13 protein-coding genes are annotated in these 17,097 nt (G+C 65.4%); 8 read left to right on the top strand and 5 right to left on the bottom strand.

The window, feature by feature from the left end; all coding sequences use genetic code 11:
• Positions 1-4 precede the first annotated feature (4 nt).
• From HU748_RS18605 to HU748_RS18570, 8 genes are all read left to right on the top strand, one after another.
• Positions 5-2,995 (top strand): serine/threonine-protein kinase, encoded by a 2,991-nt coding sequence (locus HU748_RS18605; RefSeq protein WP_186721421.1) that lies wholly within the window; start codon positions 5-7, stop codon positions 2,993-2,995.
• Positions 2,995-3,699 (top strand): ATP-binding cassette domain-containing protein, encoded by a 705-nt coding sequence (locus HU748_RS18600; protein WP_186721419.1) that lies wholly within the window; start codon positions 2,995-2,997, stop codon positions 3,697-3,699. Before HU748_RS18605 ends, HU748_RS18600 begins: the two co-directional genes overlap by 1 nt.
• Positions 3,699-4,907 carry an FtsX-like permease family protein gene (locus HU748_RS18595; protein ID WP_186721417.1) on the top strand — a complete coding sequence of 403 codons (1,209 nt, stop codon included), beginning with the start codon at positions 3,699-3,701 and terminating at the stop codon, positions 4,905-4,907. The genes HU748_RS18600 and HU748_RS18595 overlap by 1 nt, the downstream gene beginning before the upstream one ends.
• Entirely contained in the window at positions 4,900-6,678 is a 1,779-nt protein-coding gene (locus HU748_RS18590; protein WP_186721415.1) for an SUMF1/EgtB/PvdO family nonheme iron enzyme, read from the top strand. The genes HU748_RS18595 and HU748_RS18590 overlap by 8 nt, the downstream gene beginning before the upstream one ends.
• A gap of 72 nt (positions 6,679-6,750) precedes the next feature.
• Positions 6,751-7,674, top strand: coding sequence for a type VI secretion system-associated lipoprotein TagQ (tagQ, locus tag HU748_RS18585; RefSeq protein ID WP_186721408.1), 924 nt, complete (start codon positions 6,751-6,753; stop codon positions 7,672-7,674).
• A gap of 110 nt (positions 7,675-7,784) precedes the next feature.
• Positions 7,785-8,699, top strand: a complete 915-nt coding sequence (locus tag HU748_RS18580) for an NAD synthetase (RefSeq protein WP_186721406.1) — start codon at positions 7,785-7,787, stop codon at positions 8,697-8,699.
• Positions 8,699-9,160, top strand: coding sequence for a hypothetical protein (locus tag HU748_RS18575; RefSeq protein ID WP_186665696.1), 462 nt, complete (start codon positions 8,699-8,701; stop codon positions 9,158-9,160). Before HU748_RS18580 ends, HU748_RS18575 begins: the two co-directional genes overlap by 1 nt.
• Entirely contained in the window at positions 9,160-9,591 is a 432-nt protein-coding gene (locus HU748_RS18570; protein ID WP_186711101.1) for a hypothetical protein, read from the top strand. Before HU748_RS18575 ends, HU748_RS18570 begins: the two co-directional genes overlap by 1 nt.
• Before the next feature lie 31 nt (positions 9,592-9,622).
• Here HU748_RS18570 and HU748_RS18565 read toward each other — a convergent pair whose 3' ends face one another.
• The 5 genes from HU748_RS18565 to HU748_RS18545 all read right to left on the bottom strand — a co-directional run bounded on the left by HU748_RS18565 (position 9,623) and on the right by HU748_RS18545 (position 17,097).
• Positions 9,623-11,005 (bottom strand): NAD(P)/FAD-dependent oxidoreductase, encoded by a 1,383-nt coding sequence (locus HU748_RS18565; protein ID WP_186721404.1) that lies wholly within the window; start codon positions 11,003-11,005, stop codon positions 9,623-9,625.
• Between the two features lie 525 nt (positions 11,006-11,530).
• Positions 11,531-14,044 carry a TonB-dependent receptor gene (locus tag HU748_RS18560; RefSeq protein WP_186721402.1) on the bottom strand — a complete coding sequence of 838 codons (2,514 nt, stop codon included), beginning with the start codon at positions 14,042-14,044 and terminating at the stop codon, positions 11,531-11,533.
• A gap of 104 nt (positions 14,045-14,148) precedes the next feature.
• Entirely contained in the window at positions 14,149-15,108 is a 960-nt protein-coding gene (locus tag HU748_RS18555; RefSeq protein ID WP_346655477.1) for a FecR domain-containing protein, read from the bottom strand.
• A 5-nt stretch (positions 15,109-15,113) separates the two neighbouring features.
• Entirely contained in the window at positions 15,114-15,629 is a 516-nt protein-coding gene (locus HU748_RS18550) for a sigma-70 family RNA polymerase sigma factor (protein ID WP_186665702.1), read from the bottom strand.
• A 100-nt stretch (positions 15,630-15,729) separates the two neighbouring features.
• On the bottom strand, positions 15,730-17,097 hold the full coding sequence (locus HU748_RS18545) for an ATP-binding protein (protein WP_186721398.1): 1,368 nt from the start codon (positions 17,095-17,097) through the stop codon (positions 15,730-15,732).

Here is a 17,097-nt window from a genome sequence, read left to right as displayed (position 1 = left end):
CATCATGGACATGCAGATCCCCGGATTCGACATCGACGGCGAGATTGGCCAAGGCGCCATGGCCAGTGTCTACCTGGCCACCCAGCGCTCGCTGCAGCGCAAGGTTGCACTCAAGGTGATGGCCGCGAGCCTGGCGGCCGACCCGACCTTCTGCGAGCGCTTCCTGCGCGAAGGCCGCACCCTTGCACGCCTGGCCCATCCGCACATCGCCACCATCCACGACATCGGCAATGTCGGCGAGCTGTACTACATGGCCATGGAGTACCTGCCCAGCGGCACGCTCAAGGAGCGCATCGCCGCCGGGCTGACGCCGGAGCAAGGGTTGATCTATGTGCGCCAGATGGCCCAGGCGCTGGGCTATGCCCATGCCCAAGGCCTGGTGCACCGCGACGTGAAGCCGGCCAACATCCTGTTCCGTGCCGATGGCAACGCCGTGCTGTCGGACTTCGGCATCGCCAAGTCCCTGGACGATCACACCCAGTTCACCCAGGCGGGTTTCGCGGTGGGGACGCCCAGCTACATGAGCCCGGAGCAGGCCCGCGGGCTTGAGATCGACGGGCGCGCCGACCTTTATGCCTTGGGGGTGGTGCTCTACGAGATCCTCGTCGGCAAGCTGCCCTACAGCGGCACCGATGCGCTGTCCACGGCGCTGGCGCACCTGACCGAGCCGCTGCCGGAGCTGCCCATCGAGCATGGGCGTTATCAGGAAATCCTGCGCGGGTTACTGGCCAAGGACCCGAACGAACGCTTCGCCGATGCCGCCGCCTTGCTGGCAGCACTGGACCGCCTTCCGGAAGAAGACAGCCAGAGCACGGTGATCAGGCCACTGGTCGTGCCCCAGGCGGCCCCCGAACTGGCAGGGTTGACGCCAGTGTCCATCGAGATTCCCCAGGCGGCTGCCCAGCCCGAGCCAGCCCGGCGTGAGCCACAGCAGAGCCGCCCGGCGCCTGTTGTTGCGCCAAAGAAAAAGCCCGCGGTGGCGCTGTTGGCGGTGGCCATCGCAGCGGCATTGGGCCTGGCAGCGGGCGGTTACTGGTTGTTCGCCGGTCACGACAAGCCCGCCGTCGCCACACCGGTGGCACAGACACCCGTCCAGCCCAGCGCGCCGCCTCCCGTCGCCAGCGCCGCGCAGAATGATCAGCGGCCGCTGCTCATGGCGGGCAAGAAGACCCTGTTCCAGCGCGTGCTGACCAAGCCCGGCGCGCGCCTGGCCGATAGCCCTGGTGGCGCTGCCGGCGATAGCCTGCCGGCCTTCTCGGTGCTCTACGTCTACCAGCGCAAGGATATCGACGGCAAAGCCTGGATCCAGGTCGGCGCTGCCAGCGATGGCCTGCGCGAAGGCTGGCTGCCTGCAGAGCAGACCAGCGACTGGAAGCAGAGCCTGGTGCTCAAGTTCACCGAACGCTCCGGCCGCGCGCCGGTGATGTTCATGCGTGAGCCCGACGATGTGCAGCAGTTGCTCGACGACAGTACCCAGGCCCGCGCGCAACTGCTCAAGGCGCAAAACGATCCGGCCGAAGTGCCGCGTGTGCTGGCGCTGGAGCCTGCGGCCAACGCGGTGCCGCAGGACCAGTTCTACCTGATGCCGATCTTCGACTACCGCGAGAGCTTCGACGCCGACGGTCAGCCGGTGCAACTGCTCAATATCGCATCGATCGATCCCGGGAGCAGCGCGGCTGGCAGCGCGCCGCAGGCCGCAGGCGTTGCCAGCGCCGGCGACAACAGCTTCCGCACCGGCATCGTGCTGGTGGTGGACACCTCGGTGTCGATGCAGCCCTACATCGACCGGGTGCGTCAGGTGGTCAGCGAGTTGCAGCAGCAACTGGCGGCACGCGGTGAGCTGGACAGCGTCAGCTTTGGCCTGGTGGGCTTTCGCAACAGCGTCAAGCGCACGCCGGGCCTGGACTACTTGAGCAAGACCCTGGTCAGCCTCGATGAAGGCCGCGACCCTGCGCGCTTTCTCAAGGCCGCATCGCAGGTCAAGGCCACCACCGTGTCCAGCCATTCGTTCAACGAAGATGCCTTCGCCGGGGTCATGCAGGCGGTCGAGGGCATGGACTGGTCCGGCTACGGCGGACGCATCGTGCTGCTGGTCAGCGATGCTGGCGCCTTGCGCAAGAGCGACCCCGAGAGCAGCACGCGGATGAACGAAGCCGAGGTGCGTCAGGCGGCGCTGAGCAAGCAGATCAAGATCTACGCCCTGCACCTGCGCACCCCTGCCGGGGTGAAGAACCACGGCTCGGCCGAGCAGCAGTACCGCGTGCTCACCGCCGACAGCAACCCGCGTATCGGCGACCTCTACGTGGGTGTGCCGGGGGGCGATGTGAACGCCTTTGGCGAGCGCGTGCAGGAGATCGGCTCGACCTTCGCCGAGCTGGTGCATCAGGTGCGCAACCAACAGCCGCAGGCCGTGCCGTTGCTCGCCTCCGGTTCCAGCCTCGCCGCCAAGACCCAGGCCGTGGGCTACGCCATGCACATGGACTTTCTCGGCCGTCGCAGCGCCAGCCAGGCGCCGCAACTGGTGAGTGCCTGGACCGCCGATCGTGACCTCACCAACCCGGCGCTGCCGACCTTGCAGGTGTGCGTGATGCTGACCAAGCTGCAGCTCAACGATCTGCAGCAGTCGCTCAAGCTGATCGTCGATGCGGCGCGCAAGACGCGCAGCTCGCCGGGCGACTTCTTCAATGAAATCGCCAGCGCCAGTGCCTACATGAGCCGCGACCCCGGCGCGCTGAGCAAGGGCGCCAACCTTGCCCAGGGCGGCGTACTCGGTGAGTACCTCGAAGGCCTGCCGTATCGCAGCAAGTCGCTGAGCATGACCCAGGACCTGTGGCTGTCGCTGTCGGTCGCCGAGCAGGAGGATTTCATCGACGAGCTCGACTCGAAGATTCGCCTCTACGAAACCTTCCACAACGACATGGCCAACTGGGTGCGTTTCGGCAACGCCGAACCGGGCGACGCTCTGTACCGTGTCCCGCTCTCGACGCTGCCTTGATGATCAGCCTGCAAGGGGTGCACAAGACGCGCGGGCGCTACCGCCTGGAGATCGGCGATCTGCGCCTGGGCCCCGGTGAGCGTGTGGCGCTGGTCGGCCCCAGCGGTTGCGGCAAGAGCACGCTGCTCGACCTGCTGGCGCTGGTGCTGGCGCCGGATGCGGCGGACGCCTTCACCCTGGAACTTGAAGGCAGCGTGCAGGATGTCGCCGGGCTGTGGCGTGGTCGTCGGCTCGACCGGCTGGCCGCCTTGCGCAGTCGGCACCTGGGCTATGTGCTGCAAGCGGGCGGGCTGCTGGGCTTTCTCGATGTGCGCGGCAATATCCGCCTGCCGCGTCAGTTGCTGGGGCTGGCCGACGACGGTGGCGTCGAACGCCTGGCGGCCGCGCTGGATGTGAGCGACCAGCTGGACAAGCGTCCGGCGGCGCTTTCGCTGGGCCAGCGCCAGCGGGTCAGTTGTGCCCGCGCCCTGGCCCATGCGCCTGCGCTGTTGCTGGCGGACGAACCGACCGCAGCGCTCGATCCGGTCAATGCCCAGCGGGTGATGCAGTTGCTGTTGCGCCAGGCCGAGGCGCATCGGGTGACCTGCATCATCGCCACCCACGACGAGACCCTGGCCCGCGACGCCGGGCTGCGGGTGCTGCGCATGCACTGTCGGCGCGATGCCGACGGCGGCGTCATCGCGACCTTGGGGCAGGCTGCCTGATGCGCCCGCTGCTGATCGCCGGGCTGGCCTGGCAGGACTACCGCACCGACGCGCGGCTGTCGGCCTGCGCGGTGCTGGCGCTGGTGGCGGTGATTGCGCCACTGCTGGTGCTGTTCGGCCTGAAGTTCGGCCTGATCGGCAGCCTGACCGAACGCCTGCAGCGCGACCCGGGCGTGCGTGAGGTCATACCCTTGGGCGGTGGACGTTTCACTGCCGATTTCATTACCGGGCTCGCGGCGCGTCCGGATGTCGCCTTCGCCATCCCGCGCACCCGCCAGATCGCCGCCACCGCCGAGTTGCTGCTGCCTGCACAAGGGCGTGGGGTGACGGTCGAGATGCTGCCGACCGCGCCCGGCGATCCGTTGCTCGACGGCGCCGTGGCCCCCGATGCAGCCGACTTGCGCGACGTAGTGCTGAGTTTCACCGCGGCGGAAAAGCTCGGTGCCCATCCTGGCGATCGCTTGCAGGCCAGTTTCAATCGCCAGCGTGCGGGCGAGGTGCAATGGCGCCAGACCTCGTTGCACGTGCGTGCCGTGCTGCCGCTGGCAGCGTTCGAGCGCGATGCCTTGTTCGCACCGTTGGCCTTGCTGGAGGCCGCCGAGGACTACCGCGACGGGCGCGCGGTACCGGCGCTGGATTGGGCGGGCGAGCTGCAGGCCGGCAGCGCAGCGCGGGTCTACCCGGCGTTTCGCCTGTATGCCCGCACGCTCGAGGACGTCGAGCCGCTGCGCCAGTTCTTCGCCGAACGTCAGTTGCTGGTCTCGACCCAGGCGGCGCAGGTCGCCCAGGTGCAGTCGCTCGGACGCAACCTCGACCTGGTGTTCTGGATCATCGCCGCGTTGGCCGTGGCCGGGGCGGTTGCGGCGGTTGCCGCAGGTGCGGTGGCGGCGGTCGAGCGCAAGCAGCGCGAGCTGGCGGTGTTGCGCCTGCTGGGCTTCGGCACCGCCGCGCTGCTGTTGTTCGTGGTGTTGCAGGCGCTGTACAGCGGCCTGCTCGCCGCCGGGCTGGCGGCCCTGTTGTATGCCCTGGCCGAGCACGGCCTGAACCGACTGTTCATGCAGGTGCCCGGCGAGTACGCCGCTCACCTGCTGCCCATGCACTATCTCGTCGCGCTGCTCGCCGTGTTGTCGGCCAGCACCGCTGCCGCCGCCCTGGGCGGCTGGCGGGTGGCGCGGATCGACGCCTCGCAAGGAATTCGTGATGTCTGAACTTCGCCTCAAGGTAGCGGCCTTGATCGTCACCACACTGGGCCTTGTGGCCTGCTCTCCCGCCGATGGCGAGGACAAGCCCCAGGTCTCCGCGGTCAACACCGCCGCGCCCGACCCCGCCGCCACCCGCAAGCTGGACAACCCCAAGCCCCTGGCCGACGACGTCAGCTTGCCGCTGCCCTGTGGCGGCGAGATTGTCTTCCGGCATGTCTACGTGCTGGCGCAAGGCAGCCTCGACGACCGTGAGGTCAACCTGGGCTATCCCTTCAGCGAGGGCGAGGCGGGTTACAAGCAGTCGTTCATCTCCGGGTATCGCCGCGACTTCATCAATGGCCAGTTCAGCCTGCAGGACCTGTCCTCCGCCTGGCAGAAGCAGGTCGGCGCCAGCCTGCCCAAGGTCGAGGCGGGCAGCCCGCTCAAGCCGATGATGTATTTCATCGGCAAGTACGAGGTGACTGCGCGCCAGTATGCGCAGGTCATGGCCCAGGCTCAGTCGCTGGCCAGCGGCGAGGCGGAGCCCGCCTGCGAACCGGTCACCGAGGCCGCCGGTCGCCTGCCCAAGGTCAAGCTGTCGCGGTTCGAGGCCGAGCGTTTCGCCGCGGTGTACAGCGCCTGGTTGATGAAGCATCACCGCGAGTTGCTGCCGGTCAGTGGCCGGGGCAGCAAGGCCGAAGATGGCGGGATCGGTTTCGTGCGCTTGCCCACCGAAGTGGAATGGGAATTCGCCGCCCGCGGCGGTTCGGCGGTCAGCCGTCAGGAGCTCGATGGCCGGCTGTTCCCGCGCAAGGTCGAGGGCAGCGACAGTGACGGGCCGCTGGCCGACTGGGCGGTGTTCAACCAGGTTGCCGGTGGCACCGGCCAGGCTGCGCGACTGATGCCGATCGGGACCAAGCAACCCAACCCGCTCGGGCTGTTCGATGTGATCGGCAATGCCGCCGAAATGGTCCAGGAATCCTTCCAGCTGGTGCACGCTGGTCGCCGTCAGGGCGCCTACGGCGGCTTCGTGGTCAAGGGCGGCAACTACCTGGAAGGCGAGACCACGCTGTTCACCGGCATGCGTCGCGAGTATCCGCTGTTCGGTGCCGACGGCACTGAGCAGCGCAACGAGACCACCGGTTTCCGCGTCGCCATCGGTGCCTTGTCGGCGCCGCGTTCGCGCTACCAGGAGCTGTTCGAGCAATGGCAGAAAGAGGGGCGCCTGGCCGGCCTCACCGACGACATCAATGCCGCCGATGACCCGACCACGCGCCTGGACGGCATCATCGCCGGCGCCAGCGACCCGCGCCTGCAGGCCGAGTTGGGTCTGGTCAACGAGGAGCTCAAGCGCAATGTCTCGCTGATCGCCCGCCAGCGCGAAGAAGCGGCCGGCAACCTGATCCAGTCGGCGGCCCTCGTGGCCGAGACCATCAACAACTACAACATCCGCCTGACCAACCTGCAGAACACCCAGGCCAAGGCCCAGGCCTCCGGCGACCAGGCCAGCGCCAGCCTGTATGGCGCCGCCATCGCCAACGGCCGCAGCGCGCTGGACGGCGCGCTGGCGATCTACATCGACAACCTGGCCAGCGGCACGCGCTACACCGATGCGGTGATCCAGGCGCAGTTCCAGCGGGTCAAGCAAGAGCTTGAGCGCAAGCCGGTGCTGGGCAAGAGCCTGGAGACCCGCGCCACCCTGTTCGTCCGCCACGTCGGGGAGTACCGCCAGAACCGGCGGGCCGACCCGGCGACGATCCTCAAGGAGCTGCTGGCATCGGCTGCTCCGCGACCTTGAAGAAACCCTGAAAAAAGACCCCGGCCCGCATGAAGCAGGCCGGATCAGCACAACCCGAGAGAGAACCCGACCATGCGCTTGAATCGCACCTCCCTGATCACCGCTTCCAAGGCCCGTGCCGCTCTGCTGCTGGCTGCCGGTTTCAGCAGCGTCCTGCTGACCGGCTGCGCCGGTTCGCCGGTTTCCAAGATCGGTGCAACGACCAAGGTGGAGTACTACCCCAACTGCTACGAGCCGGTGCAGCACCTGCGTTCCACTGACGGCGACATGACTCGCTCGGTCGCCACCGGCGCACTGCTCGGCGCGGTAGGCGGTGCCCTGACCGGCGCCCTGGTGGACGGTGACAACCGTGGTCGCAACGCCGCCATCGGCGCTGCTGGCGGCGCCCTGGTCGGCGGCGCGGCGGGCTACTACACCGAGCGCCAGAAGCAGATCAGCGACGACAAGCAGCGCATCGCTTCCTACGCCGCCGACATCGACAAGAGCGCCGCCGACCTGGACCGCACCACCCAGTACGCCAAGGCGTCCCAGGCTTGCTACCAGCGTGAGTTCGCCAGCCTGATCCAGAACCGCAAGGCCAGCCGCATCAACGACACCGAAGGCCGCAAGCGCCTGGCCGAGATCGTTGCCGGCTTGAACGAGTCGAACCAGCTGCTCGGCACCGTCAACGGTCGTCTGGGTGAGAACCTGAACAACTACACCCAGGCCTACGAGCAGGACCTCAAGCAGGTGGGCGTGCAGCGTTCGGAAGTGGTGGCCGTGGTCCAGCCACCGAAAGCGACCAGCAAGTCTGGCACCAAGAAGGGCCAGGCTGCGGGCAAGACCAACACCAAAGTGCCGACTGAAGCAGTCGCTACCGAGAAGACCCTGCAGAACGCCACCGGCAAGAAGGCCGAGGCCCAGCAAGTGGCCAAGGCGGGCGTGGATCAGGTCAACAGCATGTGCCGCAACCCGGACATGGGTGACTGGGCACCGGTGCCTTGCCCGAACGTTTGATGGCATGGCAGGGGTGCATCGCGCCCCTTTCGCGACGCAAGGCCGCTTCTGCAAAGAGCGGCTTTGAGCTGTGGACAGGCCAGCCTGTAGCTGAGTAAGGACACGTATTCATGAAAGACCTTCTGGTCAACGAATTGGCCAACACCTCGCAGTTTCTGGCGCGTCAGCGCCTGCAGGGGCGTATCGACCAGCAGAAGCTGTTCAAGGCGATCGATGCCGACCCTGGCATCGTCGGTGCGGGTGTCGTGTATATCGATGCCGACTACAACGTGATCGTGCTGCGCGAGTTTCAGCCGATCTGCAGTATCAAGCCCAAGCGCATCATCCTACGCGAGGCGCCTAGCTACATTGCGCCCCAGCAATTCATGAACCAGTTGCAGACCAACCCGCGTGAGTCGCGCGTGGTCAAGGAGGCGGTAGGCACCACGCTCTCCTGCGCTGGTGCGATCCTGGGTTGGGTCGTCATGTTCAGCGGTACTATCGCCGTGCCCTTCTCCGGCGGTGTGAGCCTCGCGCTTACCGTTGCCGGATATGCAGCAGCAACCGCCAGTACCGCACAGTGCTTTATCGGTGTTGCCAGGACGGTCAACGAGGTCAACGACCCGTCAGCCAATGATGCGATGGATCAGGAGGCCTGGTACAGGGCAGCCACACCGTTGCTCGACGGTATATCGTTGATCGGCGTCGGCAGCTCGGCCCTCACGACTGTACGCTTCCTGCAGGTGCGCAAGGCTGCCACGGGCGCCAACTGGCTCGACCTGACCCGTTCATTGAGCCGTCAGCAGCGTAGCGCTCTCACCCGCGAGTTGCTGTCGATCAAGCATCCTTCGCTTACCGCGAAGCAACTCAAGCTGCAACAGAGCACAGGTGAGCTGATCAAGCGTCACACGCCCACCCAGATCAAGCACGCCACTCAAACATTGATCAAGGATTCGCTTGGCGCTTCCATCGGTTTTGTCGGCAGCGGGACGGTGCAGGACAAGACCAAGAGCATCGCTCTGGGGCTCTATGAGGAGTTCGAGTAATGAGTCGGCACCCTGACCTTCAGAAGTTTCTCGATCGCTACTTCATGGTGTTCCTGGCGGGGTATTTTCTCTCGCTGTACGCCATGGCCGGGACGTTCTCTTTGGTGTGGAGTACCTATTGCCGTGACTGCAGCCGGGAGATCAACTATCCGCTCAGCCTTGGTGTGCTGGTGGTGACGCTGGTCACGGCGCATGCCGCCGTAGTGCGAGGTCGTGACTGGGGGGTATGGATGGTCGCCGCCCTTTGTATCGGCTCCGTGGTTTTCCTGTTGCCGACCTACGGTTTCAGGCCGCACATGGGGATCTTCCTGAGCATCATAGTCGTCGCGCTGCTGGCGTTGCTGGTACTCAACAGCAAGCGCTACAGAGCGATGCGCGTGCTACTTGCCGAGTATCGACACAAGCGTCAAGCCGATAGAGCTTCAAAGGCCCAGCGACCCAAAGTTCGACGGTCTCGATGATGGGCGAGTATCAACGCCATCTTGAATTCCATGCGTTCATGCGTCGTTACTTCCCGACGTTCCTGCTGGGCTTTTTCACCTGTGTGCTGTCGGTGGCATTGGTTCTTGCCATGTGGATCGACGAGCATTGGCGCAGCCATCCGGATAATCCCGTCTACACGATAGTTTCGAGTACAGCACTGGCGGCGCTGCTGTGCCTGGGGCACTTGGCGATGATTCGTGGGTATGGATGGGCAATGTGGGCCGTTTTGCCAGTACCGCTGATGGCGCTGCTGATCGCCCTGAGCTTGTTGGGCAACGGCCTGCATTTCATGTTGTTGGCTGCCATCCTGCTCTTGCCTCTGCTGGCGCTGCTGGTGTTCAACAGCGAGCGGCACAGGGAGATGCGCAGACGGCTCGTCGAGCTACGGCAGGCCCGAACCCGGCGCTAATGCGCCGGGCCCGTCAACACCAATCTCTACCTCAACGCTCCGGTCGCAGCACCTTCACATCCCCAGGCTCCGCCGTTTCCCGCAGGTACTCTTCCAGCGAATCGTCCAGCGCCTTGATCCAGCGGGTGTGGTGTGGCACCGAGGCTGTGCCGGTCATAACCGAGCGGTACGAGCGGTCGCGGTAGCCCATGATGTCGTGCTTCTTGTCGTTCTTCCATTTGAGGAAGATGCGGTTCACCGCGTCGATGTCGAAGCGTGGGTAGTCGGTCTGCTCGATCAGGCGGGCGATGTAGCTGCCCTGGAATTCGTACATCGAGGCGGTGGTCTGCAAGGCCTCTTCCTCGGCGCGCCAGTGCTCGCTGTCGGCGCGCATGGCGGCCGGGTCGGGCAGGGCGATGCGACCGAGGATCACGTCGCGCACGAACCAGGCCTGGGCGTCGAACAGGTTGAAGCTGTACCACAGGTCTTGCATCCCCAGGTACATCAGCTGCGGGTTGGCCTCCCATACCACGCCCTGGTACAGGCCCAGCGGCCACAGGCGGTTGCCGGTGCGCAGGGTCAGGTCGTCGGGCAGGAACGGGAAGTGGTGCTGGTAGCCGGTGCACAGGATGATCGCATCGACGCGCTTGCTCGAACCGTCGGCAAAGTGCGCGCAGTCGCCGTCGACCCGCTGCAACTGCGGCCGCTCTTCCCAGCCCTTTGGCCATTTGTAGCCCATCGGCTGGGTACGGTAGGCACTGGTGATCGAGCGTGCGCCGTATTTGTAGCACTGCGAGCCGATGTCTTCGGCGGAGTAGCTGCTGCCGATGATCAGCACATCCTTGCCGGCGAATTCCAGTGCATCACGGAAATCATGGGCGTGCAGGATACGTCCGGAGAAGCGCTCGAAGCCTGGGAATGACGGCACTTGCGGCGTGGAGAAATGCCCGCTGGCGACCACCACGTAGTCGAACACCTGTTCGTAGCGCTGGCCATTGGCGTAGTCGTGGGCGGTGAGGGTGAAGGTGCGGCTGGCGCTGTCGAAGCGCACGTCCTTGACCACGGTGTCGAAGCGAATGTACTGGCGTACGTCGGCCTTTTTCACCCGGCCCTGGATGTAGTCCCACAGCACTTCGCGCGGTGGATAGGAGGAAATCGGGCGGCCGAAATGTTCGTCGAAACTGTAGTCGGCGAATTCCAGGCATTCCTTCGGGCCGTTGGACCAGAGGTAGCGGTACATGCTGCCATGCACCGGCTCGCCGTGCTGGTCGAGGCCTGTACGCCAGGTGTAGTTCCACATGCCGCCCCAGTCGGCCTGCTTCTCGAAGCAGACGATTTCGGGCATGGCCGCGCCCTTGGCGTGGGCGGATTGGAAGGCACGCAGTTGCGCCAGGCCGGAAGGGCCGGCGCCGATGATGGCGACGCGAGTAGTCATGAAAAAGTCCTGTGATCACGGAAGAAGGGCAAGACTTCCCCAGCCCCGAACGGTAACGGGCCGAGGGCGGTGGAAGCGCGGAAACTTCAGGGGTCAGCAGGCAGGCGGAGGTACGGGGCGCTTGCGCTTGTGCGCCACCAGGACATCGCGGGGCGGGATCGACAGGGTGTGGAAGAGTGTCGAGAGCGGGGAACAGCCGAGGCTGGAGACGGCGGCAGGGAAGGGCCCGGTAGACTTGCCGATCAGGTTGGCAAGCGGGCCATGCGGCCGACGGATACGTGTGATCTCGTGCATGGGGGCGTGGTTAGCCTCTTTTCGTTATGGGTGCCTTTTTAGCTATAACGCATTGGGGGAAGGGGTTCAAGGTTTGGGATTGTAGCGGCCACGGTGTCAGAAACTTTGTCCTGGTGAAAATCAGGGCCTGCCTGGCGGCAGGCCACTGCCGGCCCGAACGCAAAAAAATGACAGCTCCGGGCAAGTGCGCTCCCACACTTAGTCCACGGCCCTTGGGAATGAAGCCCTACATCAGAAGTTGCCTCTCAGCGTCACTGTGAAGTTGCGCGGCTCACCATAGAAGTTACCCCACGAAACCGCCCCCACACTCTGGTAGTACTTCTTGTCGAACAGGTTGTTGCCATTGAGCGCCAGCGACCAGTTCTCGTCGATCCGATAGCCGATCCGTCCACTCCAGATGCCATACCCCGGCTGGACGGATTTCACCGCCACGGGCCTGATATTGCCATCCCGGAACGCGACATCACTCTGCGCCGTTACCCCTGCACCCACGCTCCAGCGCTCCAGTGCTCCCGTCAGTTGGTAATCCGCCGAGGCCCGGAACAGATGACGCGGGAAGTAGGTGGTCGAAAACGCCGGCTCCTGCGGATTGGCACTGGTGCTGTCCAGGTACTTGGTCTGGGTGTAGGTATAGCCCGCCAGCACCTGCAAGCGCTCGATCACCTCGCCACTGATTTCGGCCTCGAAGCCCTGTGCCCGGACCTTGCCCACATCGCTGTAGCAGAAGCCGTCCGAAGACCCTGGGCAGCTGCTGTCGTAGTTGGCCTCCCCGCGATGTTCCTCGATGGTGCGGAACAGGTTGAACGAGGTGTTCACACGCCCATCCAGCAGTTCGCCCTTGATCCCCAGCTCGTAGCTCGCGCCGGTCTTGGGCTGCAAGGGGCTGCCTGCCTGGTCGGTGTAAGTGCTCTGCGGCTGGAAGATCGCGGCATAGCTGGTATAGACCGACCAGTTGTCGTTCAGGTCGTAGATGAGCGCGCCGAATGGCGTCACTTCACCGTTCTCCTGGCTGCGGTCGTGCTGCCAGTAATCCCATGCCTGGGTGTAGGAGTCACGACTGTTGCGGTACCAACTGACGCGCGAACCCAGCACCAGGGTCAACGGCTCGGCCAGCTTCAGGCGAAGCGTGGCGTAGGTGCCGAATTGCCGGGTGTCGGTCTCGGTCGGGAAGGGGCCGCCACGGTAAGCGTTGGGCGCGTAGAAGCCATCGCTGGGCTCGGGGACGTGCGGGTTGGGATTGAACGGATCCTGCGACGCGCCGAGTAGGCCGGTCATGTTGATCAGCGCCCAGTGGTCGCGGGTCTGGGCGCGGCTGGCGTTGGCGCCTACCACCAACTCATGCTGCAGGCCGAAGGCATCGAATTTGCCATCCAGGTACGCGTCGAAACCGTAGTCGGTCTGGTCATAGTCGAACAGGCCCGAGTACACCGAGGATGGCGCCGAGGTCGCACCTGCAGGCACCCCGCCAGGGGTCTCGGAAAGGGCGTACTTGATGTCCTGGTCGTTGTGGGTCCAGGCCCCGGCGAACTTGAACGCCCACTCATCGTTCAACTGGTGCTTGAGGTCGGCGAACACCGTGGTGCGCTGGCTGTCCCAGGTGTTCCACGAAGCGCCCAGGCAGGTCGAGCGACTCAGCTTCAGGTCCTTGCCATCGCTCCCCCTTGGCAGGCCGTGCCAGCAGGGTCGGGCGTCGAGCCTCTCGTAGGCGACGCCTAAGCCCAGGGTGGTATCCGGCGTCAGGTCGTAGTCCAGGGCGCCGTAGAGGATCTGGTCCTTGCGTTTACCCAGGTCGTAGAAGTACTGGCGATCCTGCAACGCTACCACCGCCCGGCCACGCAGCGTGCCCGAAGCGTTGAGCGGGCCACCGGTGTCGATCTGGCTGCGGTAGTTGTCCCAGGAGCCCGCCGACAGGCTCAGGCTGGTGGTGGGCGTGCTCTGGCCGCGTTTGCGCACGAAATTGACCCCGCCCGCCGAGCTGCCCGAGCCCTTCATCATGCCCGCCGCGCCCTTGAGCACTTCGACCCGGTCGTAGTAGGCCATGTCGCCCGAGAAGCTATTGGCCTGTACGTACTCGCCGCCCACATCCAGCGGCACGCCGTCGTACTGGTACTGGCCCTGCATCATGAAACCACGCGAATAGAAGTACTTGCCGCCCATGGGCGATTCGTACACCGCGATACCCGGGGTTTTCTCCATCGCCTGGTCGATGGTGTTGATGTTCTGGTCGTCCATGTACTTGCGGGTCAGCACGGTCACCGCCTGGGGTGTCTCGCGCAGCGTGTGTGTGCCCTTGCCGATGGTCACCGCGCGCGCGGCGTAGGCCCCGGTGCCTTCGGAGGTGGCGTCCAGGCGCTGGCTGGAGATGGTCGTGGCGTCCAGCTCCAGCGAGCCGTCATTGCGCGGCGACGGGCGCAGCACATAACTGCCATTGCTCTGCGCGACCACCTGCAACCCTGTGCCTTGCAGCAGCAGCGCGAAGCCCTGGGCAACGCTGTAGCGGCCTTGCAGCCCCGGCGAGCGATGGCCGTCGGTCAAGGCGGCATCGAAGGAGAAGGCACTGCCCGAGGCCGATGCAAAGGCGCTGAGCGCCTCCGTCAGGCTGCCGGCAGGAATCTGGTACTGGCGCAGCTCACTGACTTCGGCTGCATGGGCGAACGCCGGCAGCGTAGTCAGGACTACGCTGCAAAAGCCCAGGCGAATGGCTGCGGCCACCGGTTTCAGTCGGCGCGCATACGGGTACGTCATGATGGTCCTCCCCCAATTGATCCGCTCAAACGGCAGATGTCTGAGCAATGGCCGAAGGACGTGAGAAAAAAGTGCAACGCAGATGAGGATTTTTTTGCAACGCCTCAACCGACCCGAGGCATGACACTGACCCAGTAATCGGTACGCCGCACGATGTGCAGCTCGAAACCGCTGGCCAATGCGGCGAGGGCGAGGTCGATGTCGTGCAGCGGAAAGGCCCCGGAAATCCGCAGCCCGGCAATCGATGGATCACAGCGCAGCCAGCCACGCCGGTAGCGCGACAGTTCTTCCAGCAAGTCGCCCAGCGGCCGGTTGATTGCTATCAGGCTACCCGTTTGCCACGACGCCACCGAAGCGTCGCTGCGCCACGGCTCGCCAAGCCGAGAGCGATCGAACCGCACCTGCTGACCCGCTTCCAGACGCAGGGTTTGTGCGCTGTTCAGCGGACGCACCTGTACGGCCTTTTCCAGCACCGTCACCTCGCAGAAGCGCTCGTCGGCCTCGACCGTGAAGCGGGTGCCCAACGCCTGCACCTGCCCCTGGGCCACCTCCACCAGAAACGGACGCGCCAGGGCATCGGCGGCCGTTTGCACCAGCACCCGCCCGCTCAGCAGACGCAGTACACGCTGCGCTGCGTCGAAGCGCACATCCAGCGCCGAACGGCTGTCCAGCAGGATCTGGCTGCCATCCTCCAGCACCACCTCACGCTGCTCACCGACCCCGGTGTGCAGGCTGGCCATCAGCGTTGTTCGCAGTTCGCTTCTCCAGCCGCCCACACCCACCACACCGACGCCCGCCAGCACCAGCAACTGACGCAGCACCCGCCTGCGCGACTCTCGCGCCTGACGCAGGGCCGGCGCTGCAATCTGCCGTGGCACCCCCTCGACCATCCGCCGAACTGCCTCAACCTGTTGCCAGGCCTGCTGGTGCAGAGGATCTGCATCGTGCCAGCGCTGCCAGCGCTGCTGCTCGCCCGCATCCTCGAGCCCCGACGACAGCCGCGCATACCACTGCGCCGCACAGCGCAACGCCTGGCGCTGCGCTGTGCTCAACGATGATGACACGGTGCTCACAGCAGCCCCAGGCGCATCAGGCAGCACTGCTCAATCGCCTTGGCCATGTGGTTGTTCACCGTGCGTACCGAGACGCCCAGGCGCTCGGCGATCTGCGGATACGTCAGCCCCTCGAACTGCGACAGGATGAACGTCTGACGCACCTTGTCACCCAGGCTGTCTAGCATGCGATCGATTTCCATCAAGGTTTCCAGAACGATCGCCTGGTCTTCCTCGGATGGGTGGTCGCAGGCGGGCAGGGAGGCCAGCGCCTCGAGATAGCTCTGCTCCAGCGCCCGGCGGCGGAACAGGTCGATGACCAGACCTTTGGCGACGGTGCTCAGATATTGGCGCGGCTCGCGGATATCCAGGGCACGACGCGCCTTGATGACCCGCACGAAGGTGTCCTGTACCAGGTCGGCGGCATCGCTGGTGGAGTCCAGACGCTTGCGCAGCCAGCCACGCAGCCAGGCGCTGTGGGTGAGGTAGAGAGCCTCGGTGGCGGAGAGCAGGGCAGAATCGGTGGGGGGCATGGGGGAGGGTAGTTGTTAATGGGAATTAGTGCGATTTGAACTCTTTTGGGCAGGGTTTGGCAATGGGGGGCTTGAGGTGTGCGCTGTGGGCGGGCTGGTGCTAGCGTGGCAACACCACAGTCGCTTTCAGCCCATCGCCATCGCGGTTGGAAAGCCGCAACTCACCGCCATGGCTGGCCGCAATCCGCTGGGCAATGCTCAACCCCAGGCCATACCCACCGGACGCCTGGTTGCGCGAACCCTCTCCACGCACGAACGGATCGGTCACGGTGTCCAGCAGGCCCGCGGCAATACCTGGCCCGCGATCCTCGACATGAATCCGCACCTGCGCCGTATCCGCCTCGAGCCGCAGCGAAACCGCCTTGCCATAACGCAGGGCATTGACCAGCAGGTTCTGCAGGCACCGCTGCATCAGCAAGGCATCGACCTTCACCTTGCCCACTTCACCCTGGATCGGCAGCGGCTCTTCGGCGCTGGCCAAGTCGGCGCACAGGCGCGCCACCAGTCGGTCCAGGTCCACCTCCTGCAGGTTCTGCTGCTCGCCGGCCCGCAGGTAGTCCAGTACCTGGCCGATCATGGCATCCATCTGCGCGATGTTCTGGCGCAGACGCTCTTTGTGTTCGCCATCCTCCAACCGCTCCAGGCGCAGGCGCATGCGGGTCAGGGGCGTACGCAGGTCGTGGGAGACGGCGGCGAGAAAGTAGGCCTTGTCGTTGACCATGGCGATCAGCCGCTGCTGCATGGCGTTGAACGCCTGCGCTGCCTGGCGCACTTCCTCAGGGCCTTCCAGGGGCAGGGCCGGCTGCTCCAGGTTGCGCCCCAGGCCACGAGCGGCATCGGCCAGGCGTCGCAGCGGGCGCAGGCACAGGCGCACGGCCACCAGGCACACCAGCAGCACGGCGACGATGCGCAGGGCATAGACGCGCAGCAGATAGTCGCTGATCAGCACCCAGGCCGACTCGCCACTCCAGCCCTGCAGTTCTTCGCCGTCGATCACCAGCCAGTGGCCATCCTCCATCGGCACGGCGAACTGCAGGTGCGCCTGGGCGGTACGCAGGCCGAACAGGCTGCGCCAGACGATCGGCTGACCAAGCTCATCGGTCAGTTGTACCTTCAGCAGGCGCGCTTGCTGGTCGCGGCCGAGTTCGTAGGCCAGCGCCTGGTGCAGCAGCAGTTCGATGCGGTGCCGCCCGCGTCGATCATCACGTTGGGCTTCGGGCAGCGATTCGGCGCAGCGCAGGTGATAGTGCGCCGGCACCTGCAACTGCCCGGCATGGCAGTCGGCCTGGGCGATCAGCGGCGCACTGCGCGCAGCGATCAACCGCACCGGGGCCTCGAACACCTGGGCGAAGCGCACGTCGAACCAGATGCTGCTGGACATCAATTGGATCAGCAGGGTGCCGCTGATCATGATCAGCAGCAGTTGGCCGAACAGCGTCCGTGGCCACAGGCGGCGCAGCAGGCGCAC

The sequence above is a fragment of the Pseudomonas sp. RW3S2 genome (genome assembly GCF_014268955.1).
GTDB lineage: Bacteria > Pseudomonadota > Gammaproteobacteria > Pseudomonadales > Pseudomonadaceae > Aquipseudomonas > Aquipseudomonas wayambapalatensis.
The sequence above is the reverse complement of the archived record's forward strand: the minus strand, read 5'-3'. Positions and strand labels throughout refer to the sequence as shown.

What these genes read in the sequence shown, in the direction of transcription:
- HU748_RS18605 (WP_186721421.1), top strand. Translation starts at nt 5, where the DNA reads ATGGACATGCAGATCCCCGGATTCGACATCGACGGCGAGATTGGCCAA.
- HU748_RS18600 (WP_186721419.1), top strand. Translation starts at nt 2,995, where the DNA reads ATGATCAGCCTGCAAGGGGTGCACAAGACGCGCGGGCGCTACCGCCTG.
- HU748_RS18595 (WP_186721417.1), top strand. Translation starts at nt 3,699, where the DNA reads ATGCGCCCGCTGCTGATCGCCGGGCTGGCCTGGCAGGACTACCGCACC.
- HU748_RS18590 (WP_186721415.1), top strand. Translation starts at nt 4,900, where the DNA reads ATGTCTGAACTTCGCCTCAAGGTAGCGGCCTTGATCGTCACCACACTG.
- tagQ (WP_186721408.1), top strand. Translation starts at nt 6,751, where the DNA reads ATGCGCTTGAATCGCACCTCCCTGATCACCGCTTCCAAGGCCCGTGCC.
- HU748_RS18580 (WP_186721406.1), top strand. Translation starts at nt 7,785, where the DNA reads ATGAAAGACCTTCTGGTCAACGAATTGGCCAACACCTCGCAGTTTCTG.
- HU748_RS18575 (WP_186665696.1), top strand. Translation starts at nt 8,699, where the DNA reads ATGAGTCGGCACCCTGACCTTCAGAAGTTTCTCGATCGCTACTTCATG.
- HU748_RS18570 (WP_186711101.1), top strand. Translation starts at nt 9,160, where the DNA reads ATGGGCGAGTATCAACGCCATCTTGAATTCCATGCGTTCATGCGTCGT.
- HU748_RS18565 (WP_186721404.1), bottom strand. Translation starts at nt 11,005, where the DNA reads ATGACTACTCGCGTCGCCATCATCGGCGCCGGCCCTTCCGGCCTGGCG.
- HU748_RS18560 (WP_186721402.1), bottom strand. Translation starts at nt 14,044, where the DNA reads ATGACGTACCCGTATGCGCGCCGACTGAAACCGGTGGCCGCAGCCATT.
- HU748_RS18550 (WP_186665702.1), bottom strand. Translation starts at nt 15,629, where the DNA reads ATGCCCCCCACCGATTCTGCCCTGCTCTCCGCCACCGAGGCTCTCTAC.